Below are 16,562 nucleotides of genomic sequence, written 5' to 3' on the forward strand. Positions count from 1 at the left end.
TCCTCCATGCTCAGCCGGGCGCTGCCGCCCGGCGTCAGTGGCGCATCGGCCCTCATCCACGAGGACCCACCTACGCCTGTCGTGACATACCAGGCCTAGCCTGGCACTCAAGTCTTCATGACACCAGCCCCGGTGGCCGATGCCCTGGTGCCCAGTTCCGTGACGCGCGGCAAGCGCGGCAGAAGGGTGGGCAGGCCCCTAAGTATGACAAAGCCGCTGGGTCCCAACCAACGTTGGGGCCCAGCGGCTTGGCGTGTCGTATGAGACCAGCGCGCCTTAGCGTGCGTAGTACTCGACGACCAGCTGAACTTCGCAGGTCACGGGAACCTCAGCGCGCTTGGGGCGGCGGACCAGCTTGGTGGTCAGCTTCTCCAGCTGCACGTCGAGGTAGTCGGGGACCTCGGGCAGCACGTCGCGGTGTGCACCGGCGGCGGCAGCCATGTAGGGCTCCATCGTGACAGCCTTGGGCTTGACCTGGATGGTCTGGCCGGGCTTCACGCGGAACGAGGGACGGTCGACGATCTGGCCGTCCACGAGGATGTGGCGGTGCAGGACCGACTGGCGGGCCTGCAGGATCGTGCGAGCAAAGCCCGAACGAAGCACCAGGGCGTCAAGACGCATCTCGAGCAGCTCGACAAACGCCTCACCGGTCAGACCAGGCTCGTGGCGGGCCTCTTCGAAGGTGCGGGTCATCTGCTTCTCGCGAAGACCGTACTGGGCGCGAAGGCGCTGCTTCTCGCGCAGACGAACCGCGTAGTCGCTTTCCTTGCGACGAGCGGTACGGCCGTGCTCACCCGGGGGGTACGGACGCTTCTCGAAGTGCTTGACGGCCTTGGGCGTCAGGGCGATGCCCAGGCTGCGCGACAGGCGAACCTGGCGACGTGCCTTCTGAACTGAAGTCATTCTTGTGTGTTCCTTGCTTGATTGCCTCCGACTGAGGACGCGGTCGTCCCCACTCGGATCATGAGAGATGTCGCGGCGACAGCAGCCAACCGTCCGCGAGGGCGTACCAATGTTAGCAGGTTTCTCCCCTGCCCCGCGGGCGCTGTGGCCCGGGTGTCGAGACCTTGCGGCTAGTTTCCCTCGGGCTCGCGTCCCAGCATGTCGCGAATGCGCTGCAGGCGCTCCGTGACGGTGCGCTCGTACCCGAACTCCGTGGGGCGGTAGTAGCGCGCACCGCGCAGAGCCTCCGGCAAGTAGTCCTGCTTTGCCACCGCGCCCGGAGCGTCATGGGAGTACACGTAATCCTGACCATGTCCAATGCGCTTGGCGCCCGAGTAGTGCGCGTCCCGTAGGTGCTCAGGAACCACTCCGGCTTTGCCTGCCCGCACGTCAGCGATGGCGGCGTCGATTGCGTGATAAGACCGGTTGGACTTGGGCGCCGTGGCAAGGTAGGTCGTCGCCTCAGCGAGCGGAATGCGGCCTTCCGGCATACCGATGAAGCTCACCGCGTCCGCGGCTGCCTGCGCGATCACCAGGGCCTGCGGGTCCGCCATGCCGATGTCCTCTGCCGCCAAAATGACCAGACGTCGCGCCAAGAAGCGCGGATCTTCGCCCGCGACCACCATGCGCGCCAAATAATGCAGGGCTGCATCCACGTCGGAGCCGCGCACCGACTTGATGAAGGCGCTGATCACGTCGTAATGCTGATCGCCCGACTTGTCGTAGGCGACCAACGCGGAGTCCATCGCACGCTCGGTAAGCTCCGCGGTGACACGCGGAAGGTCATCACCGCTGGCGGGACCCGCCCCTAGCGCTGCGTCAGCGACGGCCTCCAACAGCGTGAGGGCCTTGCGGGCATCGGCCCCAGCCACTCGCAAAATATGGTCGCGCGCCTCCGGGTCAAGGGCGACCCGGCCGGCAAGCCCCCGCTCGTCCTCCACGGCCCGGTCGAGCAACTCCCCCAGGTCCTTCGAGGCGAGCGGCTGCAAGGTCAGGAGAAGAGAACGCGACAGCAGCGGGCCCACGACAGAGAAGCTCGGATTCTCCGTGGTCGCGCCAATCAGCGTGACCCAACGATTCTCGACAGCGGGGAGCAACGCGTCCTGTTGTGTCCTCGTGAAACGGTGAATCTCGTCCACGAAGAGAACGGTCTCCCGCTCGCCCGTCGCGATGCGCCGCTTCGAGTCGTCGATCACCCCGCGCACATCCTTGATGCCTGCCGTCACTGCCGACAGTTCCACAAAGCGGCGGTTGCCAGCGACCATGTAGGCGAGGGTGGTCTTTCCCGTACCGGGCGGCCCCCAAAGAATCACCGACGTCGCTGGCGCGCTCTCACCGACCAGTCGTCGCAGTGGGGATCCGTCGGTCAGCAGGTGCCCTTGTCCCACGACCTCGTCGAGTGCGCGCGGACGCATGCGCACTGCCAGGGGCGCCGTGGGACCCGGCTCTGGCACACCGCGGCCGGTACGCTCCGTCGACTCGAACAAATCCATACCGCAAGCCTACGTGTCCGCACTGACCTCTATTCGCGGCGCGTTCCGTCGTCTAGTGAGTCGCGTCGTAGTAGTTCTGCGGCTCAAACACGGCGTCGATGACGCTCAGCGGGCGCCACCTGTGGAACACGCCGCGCGCCTACACGACACCCGGGCCAGCATCGGCCCGCTGGCGCAGCCCCCGCAGCCGGAAAGTCCGGCTCCACACACACGAGAGGCGGGCACCCCCACCTGGGGTACCCGCCTCGCGCGAACGGTTCAGTTGACTACTTGTCGGAACCCGGCTCGTCGTCCTCCTCGGGGACGAAGTCCACGCCCGCCTCGGCACGCTGCTCGTCGGTAATGGGAGCCGGCGCGGCCGTCAATGGGTCGTAGCCACCGCCGGACTTGGGGAACGCAATTACGTCGCGAATCGAGTCCGCCTTCGCCAACAGCGCGGTCACGCGGTCCCAGCCCAGCGCAATGCCGCCGTGCGGGGGCGCTCCGTATGAGAAGGCCTCGAGCAGGAACCCGAACTTCTCCTGCGCCTCCTCTTCGCCAATACCCATCACCTTGAACACGCGCTCCTGCACGTCTTGGCGGTGAATGCGGATCGAACCGCCACCGATCTCGTTGCCGTTGCACACGATGTCGTAGGCGTAGGCGAGAGCGTTCGCGGGGTCAGACTCGAAGTTGTCCATCCACTCAGGCTTGGGACTCGTGAACGCGTGGTGCACGGCGGTCCACGCGCCGGAGCCGACGGCAACGTCGTCATCGGCGTCGTCCCCGTCGACAGCCTTAAACAGCGGTGCGTCCACGACCCAGCAGAACTCGAAGCGATCCGGGTCCTGCAGGCCCAACCGGGAGCCAATCTCGAGGCGGGCCGCGCCCAACAGTGCCCGCGACGGCCCGGGCTTGCCGGCCGCGAAGAAGATGCAGTCGCCAGGGTTCGCGTCCACGGCGGCTGCCAGGCCAGCCTTTTCCTCGTCGGACAGGTTCTTCGCCACGGGCCCGCCGAGCTCGCCATCCTCTTGCACCAGCACGTATGCCAGTCCACGCGCTCCGCGCTGCTTAGCCCAGTCTTGCCACGCATCGAGGGTCTTGCGGGGCTGCGACGCACCGCCGGGCATCACGACTGCACCCACGTAGTCATTCTGGAACACGCGGAACGGGGTGTCCTTGAAGTACTCGGTCAGCTCGACGAGCTCGAGGCCAAAGCGCAGGTCCGGCTTGTCTGAGCCAAATCGCGCCATCGCGTCCGCGTACGTGATGCGCGGGATCGGGAGCGAGACTTCGTAACCGATGAGCGCCCATAGTTCCTTGACGAGTTCCTCGCCGAGCGCGATCACGTCATCCTGATCAACGAAGCTCATCTCGACGTCGAGCTGCGTGAACTCCGGCTGCCGGTCCGCGCGGAAGTCCTCATCACGGTAGCAACGGGCGATCTGGTAGTAGCGCTCCATTCCAGCCACCATCAGCAGTTGCTTGAACAGCTGGGGCGACTGCGGCAGTGCGTACCAGGAGCCGGGTGCGAGACGCGCGGGTACCAGGAAGTCACGGGCTCCCTCAGGCGTGGAACGCGTCAGCGTGGGCGTCTCGATCTCGAGGAAGTCGTGGCGGTCCAAGACCCGGCGCGCGGCCTTGTTGACCTCGGAACGCAACACGATGTTCGCGCGCGGCCGCGGGCGGCGCAGGTCGATGTAGCGGTGCTTGAGGCGTGCCTCTTCGCCCACGGTGACGTGCTCGTCGACCGGCATGGGCAGCGGTGCAGACTCGTTGAGGATCTCAACCTCAGAGACGACGACCTCGATCTCGCCGGAGGGGAGGTTCGGGTTGGCCGAGCCTGCCGGGCGCTCGCGCACCTCTCCGGTGACCTGGATCACGTACTCGTTGCGCAGTGAGTGCGCGACCTCTTCGCGGATGACAACCTGGGCGAACCCTGACGCATCGCGCAGGTCGATGAAGGCGACGCCGCCGTGATCGCGGCGTCGGCCTACCCATCCAGCAAGGGTGACGGTGTGACCCGCGTCAGTCGCGCGGAGGTTTCCTGCAAGGTGAGTGCGGAGCACAGTGAGCCTTTCGTGGGCGCGCTAGACGGGCGGGCCGGATAGGTCGGGTTGGTCGTGGGCAAGTCTATCGGCCCACGCGTGTGGGCACGGGACGGGCTGGAGTGGCACTTTCTGGCTGTCTTAGGTTCCTAAAACAGCCAAATGGAGCCATTTGGCGGTTAGGGGTGGGTCGGGACGATGCGCGGGCGGGCGTCCGCTTCCGGCGGCACCCACGTGTCAGCGTCAGCGGGTACTTGCTCACCGGAACGAATGTCCTTGACCTCGCCGTCCGAGACCGGGGCGTCTAGTGCTCCGGCGTCGACTGCTCCGGCGTCCGGCTGAGCCGCAATGTCGGAGGGCGCCTCGGCTGCCCCGGGGAACCACACGAACGGGATGCCGCGCTTGTCCGCGAACTGGATCTGCTTGCCGAACTTGGCCGCCTTAGGCGCCACCTCGCACGCGACGCCACGCGCCCGCAGGCGGTCGGCGATGCGTGCCGACGCTTCGCGCGACTCCTCGTCATTGACCGCGACCAGCACCGCGCTGGGCACCGCCCTCGAGGCTTCCACCAGACCAGAGCCGAGCATGCGGCTCACCAGGCGCGAGACCCCGATCGACATGCCGACACCGGGGAAGCCTCCGCCAGCGACCAGCGAGTCGTAGCGGCCACCCGAGCAGATCGACCCCAGGTCCTCGTGTCCAGCCAGGAATGTCTCGTAGACGGCTCCGGTGTAGTAGTCGAGCCCGCGGGCAATACGCAGGTCCGCCACGGCCGTTCCCGGCACTGCCGCGTTCACTCCTTCGACAAGCGCCACGAGGCTCGCAATGCCTGCCTTAAGCAGTTCCTGCGGCTCCTCGATGTCCTCGACCGTGGTCGTCGACGCCCATAGGTCCTCGACGGCGGCGGCGAACGAGCCATCCGTGCTGGAAATGCGCGCCAGCTCGAGGATGGCGTCGGCAGCGGTCTCCCCCACGCCCTTGGCAGTGAGCTCGTCGCGCACGCCGTCAGGCCCAATCTTGTCGAGTTTGTCGACGCTCCGCAGCGCGTCGGCGACGTCCTCGATGCCGACCCCGCGGTAGAAGCCCTCGACCAGCTGGCGGTTGTTCACGTGCATGGTGACACCAGGCAGCGGGAGCGCGCCGAGGGCACGCGCCATGACGACGGCGACTTCGACCTCAAGGTGCGCAGGGAGGGTCTCGCGCGCCACCACGTCGATGTCTGCCTGATAGAACTCGCGGAAGCGACCCTCCTGCGGGCGCTCCCCACGCCACACCTTCTGGATCTGGTACCGGCGGAACGGGAAGGCGAGTTCGTTCTGGAACTCCTCCACGTAACGCGCGAACGGAACCGTGAGGTCGAAGTGAAGGCCCAGCTTGGCCTGCTCGCCCTCCTCAGCGTTGAGGCGTCCCAAGGTGTAGATCTCCTTGGCAGCGTCCGACTTCCCTGCGAGCCGATCGAGCGGCTCAACCGCGCGCGTGTGAATCTCTCCAAAGCCGTGAAGCGCAAACACCTCACTGATCGACGCGAGCACCTCCGACTCCACGATGCGCTGGGATGGGGTCCACTCGGGGTATCCGGACAGGGGTCTCACACGGGCCATGTATCCATTGTTCCATCTGCCAGGCCGACGGCTCGCGCGGGTGGCGACCTCTGGACGTCAGCGACCCGCATTCGCGCCGCCATGAGCGCCGTCGCGCGCGCCTAGACTAGATGCGACTCGATGGCGCCCGTCACGGCGCCCCACCACCGCCCAACGAGGAGCCATGGGAACCAAGAAGCACGACCGCGAGAGGGCGCGCAAGCGGCAGGCAGATCTCGAAGCCAAGCACGAGGCCCGGCAGGCCGCGCACAATCGCCGGGTCCGGGTGTGGTCGGCAATCGTTGGAGCCGTCGTCATCATCGGGCTGGCCGTGTGGGCCGTGATCGCGCTGACGAGCGACTCGTCGTCAAGCGACACGAACGGAGCCGACGCCAGCGCCTCGGATGGGGCCGATGCCGGACCGGGCTCGGATGCGGAAGCGGCCACTGACGCTGAAGCAACGCCAGGCACCGAGCTGACGTTCAGTAGCGGTTGGGGCACGTCTCCAGAACCCCCCGACCCGTCTCTTGCGGAAGGTCGCGAGTGGACCGTCACCATGTCCACCAACCAAGGCGACATCGTGTTGTCACTGGACGGCGTGAACGCGCCCCAGGCCACGGCATCTTTCGTGGCGCTCGCCGAGGACGACTTCTTTGATCAGACCGAATGCCACCGCCTGGTCACAGCGGGCATCTACGTGCTGCAGTGCGGAGATCCGTCCGCCACCGGCACCGGTGGCCCCGCGTACTCCTACGGCCCCATCGAGAACGCCCCAGCCGACGACCTCTACCCCGCCGGAACACTTGCGATGGCACGCGTGGGCGGGGATGGTGAATCGATGGGAAGTCAGTTCTTCATTGTCTACGAGGACTCCACGATCCCGTCCGACACGGCCGGTGGATACACCGTATTCGGGCAGGTCACCGAGGGTCTGAGTATTGTGGAGGACGTTGCCAGTGCCGGAACATTGACAGGCCAGTCCGACGGGCCCCCGGCGCAGTCCGTCATCGTGAACGAGGTGTCCGTAGAATGACCGCCCCCAAGCCCACTCCCATCCCCAAGCCAAAGCCCCCAGCCGGCGGCCCCAACCCGGCAGTGCTGGCCGCTCAAGCCACGCACCCGGTCAAGGTTCCGGTCGTCGACGAGGTCACTGACGAACAGGTCGCAGCGGCTGCAAAGTTCGGTTCCGTCGAAGGCGACGTCGTCGTCGTCACCGTTGGCGCTGACAAGGTTGAGGTGGGTCCAGCCCAGGGCGAGGAGCCCATCGCGCCGTATGCACGCGAGTACTACAAACTCGAAGCGTCGGTAGAGCGTTTCCATGCGCGGTTGTCCGGCGCGGAACTGAGCCCTAAGGACATCGATGACTCACTCACGTCGTTGAGCGCGTCCCTGGACGAGCCCACCGTGGTCGGCGACATCGTTGCCCTGCGGGATCGCTTCGCCACCGTGAAGGAAGAGGCCACCGCTACCCGTGAGCGCATCAAGGCCGAGCGCGACGCCGCTCGTGCGGAGGCGCTCGCGGAGCGCGAGAAGATCGTGGCTCAGGCTGAGGCCATTGCGGCCAAGGATGAGTCCCAGGTGCATTGGAAGAACGACACTGCCGAACTGAGGGCCCTTCTGGACACCTGGAAGGAAGCACAGCGGTCGCAGGCGCGCATTCCGAAGGACACCGAGCGTGCCCTGTGGAAGCGGTTCACGACGGCTCGCTCCGGGTTTGAGAAGGCGCGCAAGCACCACTTTGCGCAGTTGGACAAGGAGAATGCGTCCGTCGCCGGTCGCAAGGAAGACCTCGTCGCGCAGGCCGAGCGGCTCGCCGAATCCACTGATTGGGACCGCACCGCCCGTGCCTTCAAGGACCTCATGGGCGAGTGGAAGCGTGCCGGGCGCGGACGCCGCAGCGTCGACGACGCCCTGTGGAAGCGATTCCAGACCGCCCAGGACGCATTCTTTGACGCGCGGCGCGCCGCGGCTGACCAAGAAGACGAGGCACTCGCAGGCAACGTCGAAGGCAAGGAAGCTGCGGTCGTCGAGGCCGAGCAGATTCTGCCCATCAAGGACCTCGACGCAGCAAAGCAAGCCCTGCGTGTGGCCCAGGACAAGTTCGAGGCCGCCGGCCGCGTGCCGCGCGCCGACGTCACCCGCCTGAGCAAGCGCATCGGCGTGGTGGAGAAGGCCGTGCGCGATGCTGAAGAGGCAGCGTGGAACGACCACAACCCGGAGCTAGAGGCACGGGCCTCCGGCGCCCTGGCTCAACTCGAGGCCGCGATCGCTGACCTGGAGAAGGACCTGGAGAAGGCCGAGGCAAGCGGCGACAAGCGCAAGATCAAGCAGGCACAGGAGGCGCTCGACGCCCGCCGTGCGTGGCTTGAGCAGATCAAGGGCGTCGTCTCGTAGCCGCTGTCCACAGATTCACCTCGTGCCCGCCGTTCCACCTGGAACGGCGGGCACACTCATGTCATGTGGACGGTGACGGCCAGCGATGTGGGTAACGCGGCGTGGAGTCGCCTGCAACGCGACGGCTTGATCACTCCCCTGGGCCCCTTGCTCGCGCTGCCGGCCGACATTCCCCACACGCCTGCGCTCAGGCGAGCCGCGCTGTCGCCTCACGTCGTCCCCGGACGGTTTGTCAGCGGGGCCGCGGCGCTGTGGGTGCACGTGGGTGGCGCAGCGCCCCGCGTGATCGATCAATGCAGCGCTCATGCTCGCCACGACCGCCAGGCATGGTCCCCATGGCCGTCTCGACACCATCTGTCCGACCGGCCCGGCGACCCCCCAGGCTTCGCAGGGGACACACCGGCCGCTGACGGCGCCGCGCTACGCGTGATTCACGCGGTGCCAGTGGCGTCACCGGCCCGCGCGCTCATCGATGCGCTGAGGTGGGACGAGCTCCCTGTCGCCATCGACTGCGCCCTACGCGCCCGCAGCATCATCGGGATCGGCGAAATCGAAGCAGAGTTTCACTGGGTGAGCACGCACGACCGTTCACGCGCCAGAGCGGCGTCTGCGTGGCAGATGCTGCGTTCGTCGTCCCTGTTCACGGGTGCGGCATGAGCGCAGTGCTGACGGCGCACCGGCGCTACCAGCGCTACAGCCCCATCGGCGCATCGGCCCGTCGCCGCATCTGGCCCATCGGTGGCTAGGCCGTCGCCGCATCGGCGCAGCGGCCCATGGGCGGCAACCGAGGTGACGCAAACGTACCCAGGCCCGGCAGACAGAAACCTGTCCCATGAAGGGCGCGGTCAGAACTCCCGCTTGGTACCGGTCACGCGACGCGCATCGTAGACGCCATCGATCCTGCGGATAGCCGACAGTACAGCGCCCAGGTGCGAGGGGTCGGCCATCTCGAAGGTGAACGTGTTCAACGCCACGCGGTCGCGGTTGGTCGAGACGTTCGCGCCCAAAATGTTGACGTGGTAATCCGACAGCGCCTTCACCACGTCGCTGAGCAGACGGTTGCGGTCGAGCGCCTCGACCTCAATCTGCACCAAGAACGCGGCATCCGACTGGCCGGTCCATTGCACGTCGATGAACCGCTCCGACTGGTCCGTGAGGGACGCCAAGTTCACGCAGTCGCTACGGTGCACGCTCACACCATTGCCACGCGTCACGAACCCGCGAATGGGGTCTCCTGGCACCGGCGTGCAACACTTCGCCAGCTTGACGATGACGTCGGACAAGCCGTGCACGGAAATACCGGGGTCGCCGCGCCGCGCGCGCTGTGCCGAGGTCCCGGGACGAGTGATCTCGGTGACGTCCTCATCCGCGCCTGCGTCACCGCCGACGGCCTCGACCATGCGCGTCACGACATCTGACGCCTGCTCCTTGTGCTCGCCGATCGCGGCGTAGAGCGAGTCCACGTCGTCGTAGTGCATCTCTTGTGCCAGCGCCAAAAGCGTCGACTTGGACATCAAGCGCTGCATGGGCAGGTGCTGGCGACGAATCGCCCTGGCCAGCATGTCACGACCGTTTTCAATCGATTCCTCACGGCGCTCACGCGTGAACCACTGACGAATCTTGTTGCGCGCACGCGTGGACTGAACGAAGTCGAGCCAGTCGCGCTTGGGATGCGCGTTCTCGTCAGACGTGGTGAGCACCTCGACGGTGTCGCCGTTATCCAAGGTGGAGTCCAGCGGTACCAGCCGACCGTTGACTTTGGCACCAATGGTCTTGTGCCCCACCTCGGTGTGGACCGCGTACGCGAAGTCCACCGGCGTCGCACCCTGCGGGAGTGCCAGGAGGCGCCCGCGCGGCGTGAACACGTAAACCTCGGCACGGGAGATCTCCCCACGCAACGAGTCGAGGAAGTCCGTCGGGTCCGCGGTCTCCTGCTGCCAGTCGGCGATCTGGCGCAGCCACCCCATCTCGGTCGCGTCTGAGCCGCGCTGATTTTCCTTGTAGCGCCAGTGCGAGGCGAGGCCGTATTCGGCCCGGCGGTGCATCTCATGCGTACGAATCTGGAGTTCAACGGGCTTACCCGACGGCCCAATGACGGTCGTATGCAACGACTGGTACAGGTTGAACTTGGGCATCGCGATGTAGTCCTTGAACCTGCCAGGGACCGGCTGGTACTTCGCGTGCATAGCGCCCAACACGGCGTAACAATCACGGACGCTGGTGACCAGAATGCGCACACCGACGAGGTCGTAAATCTCCGCGAGATCGCGGCCGCGCACAATCATCTTTTGGTAGACCGAGTAATAGTGCTTGGGCCGGCCGGTGATGTCCGCCTTGATCTTCATCTGACGAAGATCCGCCTCGATCTCCGTGCGAATCTCCGTGAGCGCCTTCTCCCGCTCTGGGGCGCGCTCAGCCACCACATCAACGATCTCTTGGTAGATCTTGGGGTACAGCGTCCTGAAGGACAGGTCCTCAAGCTCCCACTTGATGGCGTTGAGCCCCATACGGTGCGCGAGCGGAGCGTAAATTTCCAGCGTCTCTTGGGCCTTCCGGCGCGCGGACTCGACCGGCACAAACTTCCAGGTGCGGGCGTTGTGGAGGCGATCGGCCAGCTTCAGCAGCAGGACCCGAATGTCTTTGGCCATCGCGACGACCATCTTGCGCACGGTCTCTGCCTGCGCCGCGTCACCGTAGGTGACCTTGTCCAGCTTGGTGACGCCGTCCACGAAGGACGCAATCTCGTCACCGAACTCATCACGCAGCGTCTCCAGCGGATACTCGGTGTCCTCGACGACGTCATGCAGCAGCGCTGCCGCGATCACCGTGTCTGGAAGCCCCATCTGCGCGATGATCTCCGCGACCGCCAGCGGGTGCGTAATGTACGGCTCGCCGCTCTTGCGCTTTTGCTCGCGGTGGGCGCGTTCAGCGACGACATACGCCTTCTCGATGACCGCGGTCTTCCCCTTGGGGAACATCTTGCGGTACTGGTCGAGCACCGGGTCCAAGGGCTGGGGCGGGCGGGGCGCGCCACGACGGAAGAAGGCCAACGGTCCCAACGATGTCGACGTAGGGCGGATCTCAGTCATGACGCCTCCTCCCAGGGTGAGCGAAATACCAGTCTAAACACTTCTTGCGCAGTCCCTGAGCAAGGGAAACCGTCTCCGATCCCCACTCAGACACTGCGCAAGAGGTGTCACTCAGTCTTACTTGCGGCCCTTCCGCTTGGGCTGGGAAGCCTGCCCACGGTGCTCGCCGGGCTTGAGCGCTCCAACCCGTACGGTGCCGTCCTCGCCGGTAGCAACCTCGACCTCGCCGGACTCACGCAGGGCGAGCACCTTCGCGGTGTGTTCCGCGATCTTGGGCTCGCGGCTGCGCAGCGCGACCTCCAGCGGCGTGGCGACAAAGATTGACGAGTACGTACCGACGGCCATACCGACAAACAGCGCCAAGGCGATGTCCTTGAGCGTGCCCGCTCCAAGGATGAAGGACCCGATGAACAGAATCGAGGTCACCGGCAGCAGCGCCACGACCGAGGTGTTGATCGACCGCACCAGCGTCTGGTTGACCGCGAGGTTCGCCAATTCCGCGTAGCTGTAGCGCATCTGGGTGTCGAAGTGCTGCGTGTTCTCCTTCACCTTGTCGAACACCACGACGGTGTCGTACAGGGAGTAGCCCAGGATCGTCAGGAAGCCAATCACCGAGGCGGGAGTCACCTCGAAGCCCGACAACGCGTAGATGCCGACCGTGAACAGCAAGTCGTGCAGCAGTGCGATGATCGCGGCCGCTGCCATGCGCCACGCCCGGAAGTAAATCGAGATGACGGCGAACACCAGCAGCAAGAAGATCAGCAGACCCTGGAGGGCCTGCTGGCCGACGGCGGCCCCCCAGGTAGGACCAATCTGGTCAAAACTGATGGTGTCCTCGTCGACTCCGTACGCGTCCGCGAGGGCGGGCGTCAAAGCCTCCTGCTGGTCTGCGGTGATCTCCCCCAGCTGAATGCGGAGGTCATCCTCACCCAGGACGGTGATGCGTGGCTCCTGGTTCGGGACAATCTCACCCACGACCTCCTCGGCCGGAGCCGAAGACGTGTCGTTGACGCCGGGAACGATGTACTGCGCGCCACCGGTGAAGTCGATGCCGAGATTCAGGCCCTTGACCAGCAAGATGACCACGGCCGTGAGCATCAGGATGCCGGAGACCGCGAACCAGCGCTTGCGCTGACCGACGATGGGGTACGTCTTCTCGCCGCTGTGGAGTTTGTTGCCCCACGTCGCCAGGTTTGAGGCCATGATTACTCCTTGCCCTTCGTCGACTCGTCCGAGTCGGAAGGCTCGGAGGCCTCCTCTTCGTTGGCGGCATCGGCCGTATCTGTCGCAATCGCGCCGTCGCCTGCCTTGTCAGCGGCACCCGACGTCTCGTCAGCGCCTGCACCAGCCGTCACGCCAGCCGCGGCCTTGCGCTTGGCAGCCTTGCGCTCGGCGAGCGTCATGCCGGAGAACTCGTCCCCGGCCTCGCCGGCCACCACTCCATCACCGGAACCGTCGACCTTGCCGGGAGTGCGGGCGCCCGACTTCACGCGACCGCGGCCCTTGTAGAGGGCTTCGCGGCCCAACTGGCGGGGGTCGAGGCCGGACCACTTGTGGCCTTCGGAGAAGAACTTGGTGCGTGCCAGCAGCTTCATCACCGGGTGGGTGAACAGGAACACGACGAGCACGTCAATGAGTGTTGTCAGACCCAACGTGAAGGCGAAGCCGCGCACGCCACCCACGGCTAGGAAGTACAGCGTTCCTGCGGCGAGCAAGCTGATGGCGTCAGAGGCCAGGATGGTGCGTCGTGCACGTGACCAGGCGTGATCGACCGCGCTCGCAAGCGAGCGGCCCTCGCGCAGCTCGTCACGGATGCGCTCGAAGTACACGATGAACGAGTCCGCGGTGATACCGATCGCGACAATCAATCCCGCAACACCGGCGAGCGACAGGCGGTACCCGATCGCCCACGACAGCAGGTCAATGAGGCCGTAGGTAGCGGCACCAGCGATCAGCAGCGAGCCGATCGTGACCAACCCAAGGGCGCGGTACTGGATAAGCGAGTAGATGACCACGAGCAGCAGGCCGATGGCACCCGCGATGAGGCCCTTTTCGAGCTGGTCAGCGCCCAGGGTTGCGGAGATCTGCTGGTTGGACTGGACTTCGAGGCTCATTGGGAGGGCGCCGAACTTCAGCTGGTTGGCAAGCTGCTCGGCAGACTCCTGCGTGAAGTTGCCGGAGATCGAGGCCTGGCCACCCGAGATGCGCTCGTTGACCTGCGGGTGCGAGATCACGACGCCGTCGAGGACGACCGCGAACTGGTTGCGGGGGGACTCGAGGTTCATCAGACGCTGCGAGATCTCGTCGAACTTCGCGCCACCCTCATCAGTGAAGTCGAGGCGGACCTCGTAGTCGCCCGTGAGCGTGCCCTGCTGCGTCATGCGCGGGCCGGAGGTAGCGGTCTCGATGTCGTCACCGTTGAGCTCAACCGGGCCCATGGCGATCTTCTGGAAATCTGCGCTGGAGCACGCCGAGTAACCAGCCTCGGGATCACCCATGGAGCGGCCGCCATAGTTCTCGCCGCTGAGGCAGTCCAGCGCCGCGTACTCGGCCTGCACGTCAGCAGTGAGCCACTCAAACGAGGACGGATCGGTCTCGCCGAAGACAGGGCCGGAGGTGGTGTCGTCTTCGGTCGCGATGAGGCCGTCGGTGGTGACGGCCGATGCCTCGGGTGAGGGCGACGCGGATGGCTCGGCAGACGCGCTGGTGACCTCAGCTGCGGTCGCTTCAGCGGTAGCGGAGGCCTCAGGAGTCGTCGTAGCAGTGTCTGACGTGATGACGTTCGACACGTTAGACGCGCTGGGCGAAGGCTCGGGGGTTGCTGATTCGACGGGCTCAGCTGACTCGGAGTCTTCCGGCGCGGGCGAGGTCGTGGCCTCGGTCTCAGCGCCGTCCCCGCTCGTCGGTGACGGGTCGCCGACCACCAGGACCGGGCGGAACTGCAACTGTGCGGACTGGGCCACGAGGTCAACGGTCGCCTGGTCTGGCGTGCCAGGCAAAGCGACGACGATGTTGTTGCCCTGGGTCGTGATCTCCGCCTCGGAGACGCCCGAGGCGTCGACGCGCATGCGGATAATCTCGACGGCCTGGTCCAGGTCGGCCTGCTCGATTTCTTGGCTGGCGCCTTCCTCAAGCACGGGGGTCAGGATGATCTGACGTCCACCGGCGAGGTCCAGAGCGAGGCCGGGAGTCCAGGATGCCGTGCCCCAGATCACCCCCGCCGCCAGTGCTCCGTACATGACAACGAAGATCGCCGCGAGGCCGATGAGCGCTTTGCGTGCGCTCTTGGTCACTTTTGACACAGGATTCCTTCTTCAGCAGTCGACTGCGCTCCGGGGAGCCTCGCCGATTCTAGGGTGCATCGACGCCAAACGTCGAATGTCGGTCAATCGAACAGACGGCCGCCGACCATTCCTGCCTGTGCGTCGGCCGGCGGTGTCAGTCCCAAATGCTCCCATGCATCGGCCGTTGCCACACGCCCCCGCGGCGACCGACTCATTAATCCCTCACGTACCAGGAAGGGCTCCGCGACCGTCTCGACCGTCTCGGGCTCCTCGCCTACGGACACCGCCAATGTCGACAATCCGACCGGGCCTCCGCCAAATCGCTGGCACAGCGCGCGCAACACTGCCCGGTCAAGACGGTCGAGGCCGCGATCGTCCACCTCGTACACCTTGAGCGCCTCCTTCGCGGAGGCAAGATCTCCTCGACCGGAGCCGTGTACTTCAGCGAAGTCCCGTACCCGGCGCAGCAGGCGGTTCGCGATGCGGGGTGTACCGCGCGAGCGGCCCGCGATCTCAGCAGCCGCGGAGACGTCGATTTCAAAGTCGAGGAGCCGTGCAGAGCGGCCCAAGATGCGCTGCAACTCCCCCGGTTCATAGAACTCGAGGTGGCCGGTGAATCCGAACCTGTCACGCAACGGCGCTGGCAGCAGCCCCGCCCGCGTGGTCGCACCCACCACCGTGAAGCGCGGCAAACTCAACGGGATCGACGTGGCGCCCGCCCCCTTGCCGACGACGACATCCACACGGAAGTCCTCCATCGCGAGGTACAGCATCTCCTCCGCCGGGCGCGCGAGGCGGTGGATCTCGTCCAAGAACAGGACATCGCCTTCCTCAAGTGACGAAAGGATCGCGGCGAGATCGCCCGCATGCTGGATCGCAGGACCGGAGGTCAAGCGCAGCGCCGCGCCCATCTCCGAGGCGATAATCATCGCGAGCGTGGTCTTTCCCAGGCCAGGCGGCCCCGACAGCAGCACGTGGTCCGCGGTCGTGCCACGAGCGGAGGCCGCGCGCAGCACCAGGGAGAGCTGGTCGCGCAGCGTCTGCTGACCGACGAACTCGTCGAGGCTTCCTGGCCGCAGCGCTGCCTCGCTCGAGCGCTCGATGGCGTCCGCCGACGCGTCCACGAGGCGCGGATCAAAGTCCTCGTCAGCCACGCTTGGCGCCCATCGTCTGCAACGCCCGGCGCAACGTGGCCGGTACGTCGGCTTCGGCAACTGGCCCATCGACGACCGCCTCGACGGCGGAGGCAGCCGCCTTGGGGTTCCAGCCCAAGCCCACGAGCGCGTCTTCCACCTGGCCACGGGCGTCGCCCGCAGGGGCAGGCGTAGCACCAGGGGCGTCCGGCAGCGACAACTTTCCTCCCAGTTCGAGCAGTAGCCGCGCGGCCACCTTGGCTCCGATGCCCGGGACCTGCTCGAGCGCCTTGCGGTCGCCTGCCGCGACGGCGGTCGCGAGAGCGTCGGGCGTGTGGACCGAGAGCATGGCGAGCGCCAGCCGTGGGCCAACGCCCTGAACAGACTGCAGCGCCACAAAAGTGTCGCGTTCATTCTCGGTGCCGAACCCAAAGAGCGTCAGGGAGTCCTCCCGCACCACCAGGTGGGTGTGCACGCGAGCCTGGTGGCCGTGCCGCAGGTCCGCCAAGGTCGTCGGCGTCGAGAGCACCTGGTGACCGACCCCGCTGGTCTCGATGACGGCACTGGTCGCACCCACTGACAGGACCGTGCCGTTCAGGCTCGCGATCACTGCTCCTCCT

12 protein-coding genes are annotated in these 16,562 nt (G+C 66.1%); 3 read left to right on the top strand and 9 right to left on the bottom strand.

From position 1 onward, the window contains the following. Window positions 1-276: 276 nt before the first annotated feature. The 4 genes from rpsD to hisS all read right to left on the bottom strand — a co-directional run bounded on the left by rpsD (window position 277) and on the right by hisS (window position 6,063). Window positions 277-903 carry a 30S ribosomal protein S4 gene (rpsD, locus tag AOP75_RS09720; protein WP_062078887.1) on the bottom strand — a complete coding sequence of 209 codons (627 nt, stop codon included), beginning with the start codon at window positions 901-903 and terminating at the stop codon, window positions 277-279. 170 nt (window positions 904-1,073) lie between these two features. Beyond that, on the bottom strand, window positions 1,074-2,435 hold the full coding sequence (locus AOP75_RS09725) for a replication-associated recombination protein A (RefSeq protein ID WP_062078888.1): 1,362 nt from the start codon (window positions 2,433-2,435) through the stop codon (window positions 1,074-1,076). Window positions 2,436-2,701: 266 nt separating this feature from the next. After that, on the bottom strand, window positions 2,702-4,483 hold the full coding sequence (aspS, locus tag AOP75_RS09730) for an aspartate--tRNA ligase (RefSeq protein WP_062078889.1): 1,782 nt from the start codon (window positions 4,481-4,483) through the stop codon (window positions 2,702-2,704). A gap of 158 nt (window positions 4,484-4,641) precedes the next feature. Then, window positions 4,642-6,063 (bottom strand): histidine--tRNA ligase, encoded by a 1,422-nt coding sequence (gene hisS / locus AOP75_RS09735; protein WP_062078890.1) that lies wholly within the window; start codon window positions 6,061-6,063, stop codon window positions 4,642-4,644. A 163-nt stretch (window positions 6,064-6,226) separates the two neighbouring features. Between hisS and AOP75_RS09740 the strand changes: the two genes are divergently transcribed. The 3 genes from AOP75_RS09740 (at window position 6,227) to AOP75_RS09750 (ending at window position 9,093) form a co-directional block, all read left to right on the top strand. After that, entirely contained in the window at window positions 6,227-7,075 is an 849-nt protein-coding gene (locus AOP75_RS09740) for a peptidylprolyl isomerase (RefSeq protein WP_062078891.1), read from the top strand. Beyond that, window positions 7,072-8,436 (top strand): DUF349 domain-containing protein, encoded by a 1,365-nt coding sequence (locus AOP75_RS09745; RefSeq protein ID WP_083966886.1) that lies wholly within the window; start codon window positions 7,072-7,074, stop codon window positions 8,434-8,436. Before AOP75_RS09740 ends, AOP75_RS09745 begins: the two co-directional genes overlap by 4 nt. 63 nt (window positions 8,437-8,499) lie before the next feature. Further along, window positions 8,500-9,093 (top strand): hypothetical protein, encoded by a 594-nt coding sequence (locus AOP75_RS09750; protein WP_062078892.1) that lies wholly within the window; start codon window positions 8,500-8,502, stop codon window positions 9,091-9,093. Window positions 9,094-9,281: 188 nt separating this feature from the next. On the opposite strand, the gene AOP75_RS09755 is transcribed toward AOP75_RS09750, so the two are convergent. From AOP75_RS09755 to ruvA, 5 genes are all read right to left on the bottom strand, one after another. Continuing rightward, entirely contained in the window at window positions 9,282-11,525 is a 2,244-nt protein-coding gene (locus AOP75_RS09755; protein ID WP_062078893.1) for a RelA/SpoT family protein, read from the bottom strand. A gap of 117 nt (window positions 11,526-11,642) precedes the next feature. Beyond that, window positions 11,643-12,728, bottom strand: a complete 1,086-nt coding sequence (gene secF, locus AOP75_RS09760; protein ID WP_062078894.1) for a protein translocase subunit SecF — start codon at window positions 12,726-12,728, stop codon at window positions 11,643-11,645. A gap of 2 nt (window positions 12,729-12,730) precedes the next feature. Continuing rightward, window positions 12,731-14,827, bottom strand: coding sequence for a protein translocase subunit SecD (secD, locus tag AOP75_RS09765; protein ID WP_269078815.1), 2,097 nt, complete (start codon window positions 14,825-14,827; stop codon window positions 12,731-12,733). Window positions 14,828-14,910: 83 nt separating this feature from the next. After that, window positions 14,911-15,963 (bottom strand): Holliday junction branch migration DNA helicase RuvB, encoded by a 1,053-nt coding sequence (ruvB, locus tag AOP75_RS09770; protein ID WP_062078896.1) that lies wholly within the window; start codon window positions 15,961-15,963, stop codon window positions 14,911-14,913. Further along, a complete protein-coding gene (gene ruvA / locus AOP75_RS09775; RefSeq protein ID WP_062078897.1) occupies window positions 15,956-16,552 on the bottom strand; it encodes a Holliday junction branch migration protein RuvA in 597 nt (198 codons plus the stop codon). The genes ruvB and ruvA overlap by 8 nt, the downstream gene beginning before the upstream one ends. Window positions 16,553-16,562: the final 10 nt, after the last annotated feature.

The sequence above is a fragment of the Demequina globuliformis genome, assembly GCF_000975155.1.
In the GTDB taxonomy this organism is placed as follows: domain Bacteria; phylum Actinomycetota; class Actinomycetes; order Actinomycetales; family Demequinaceae; genus Demequina; species Demequina globuliformis.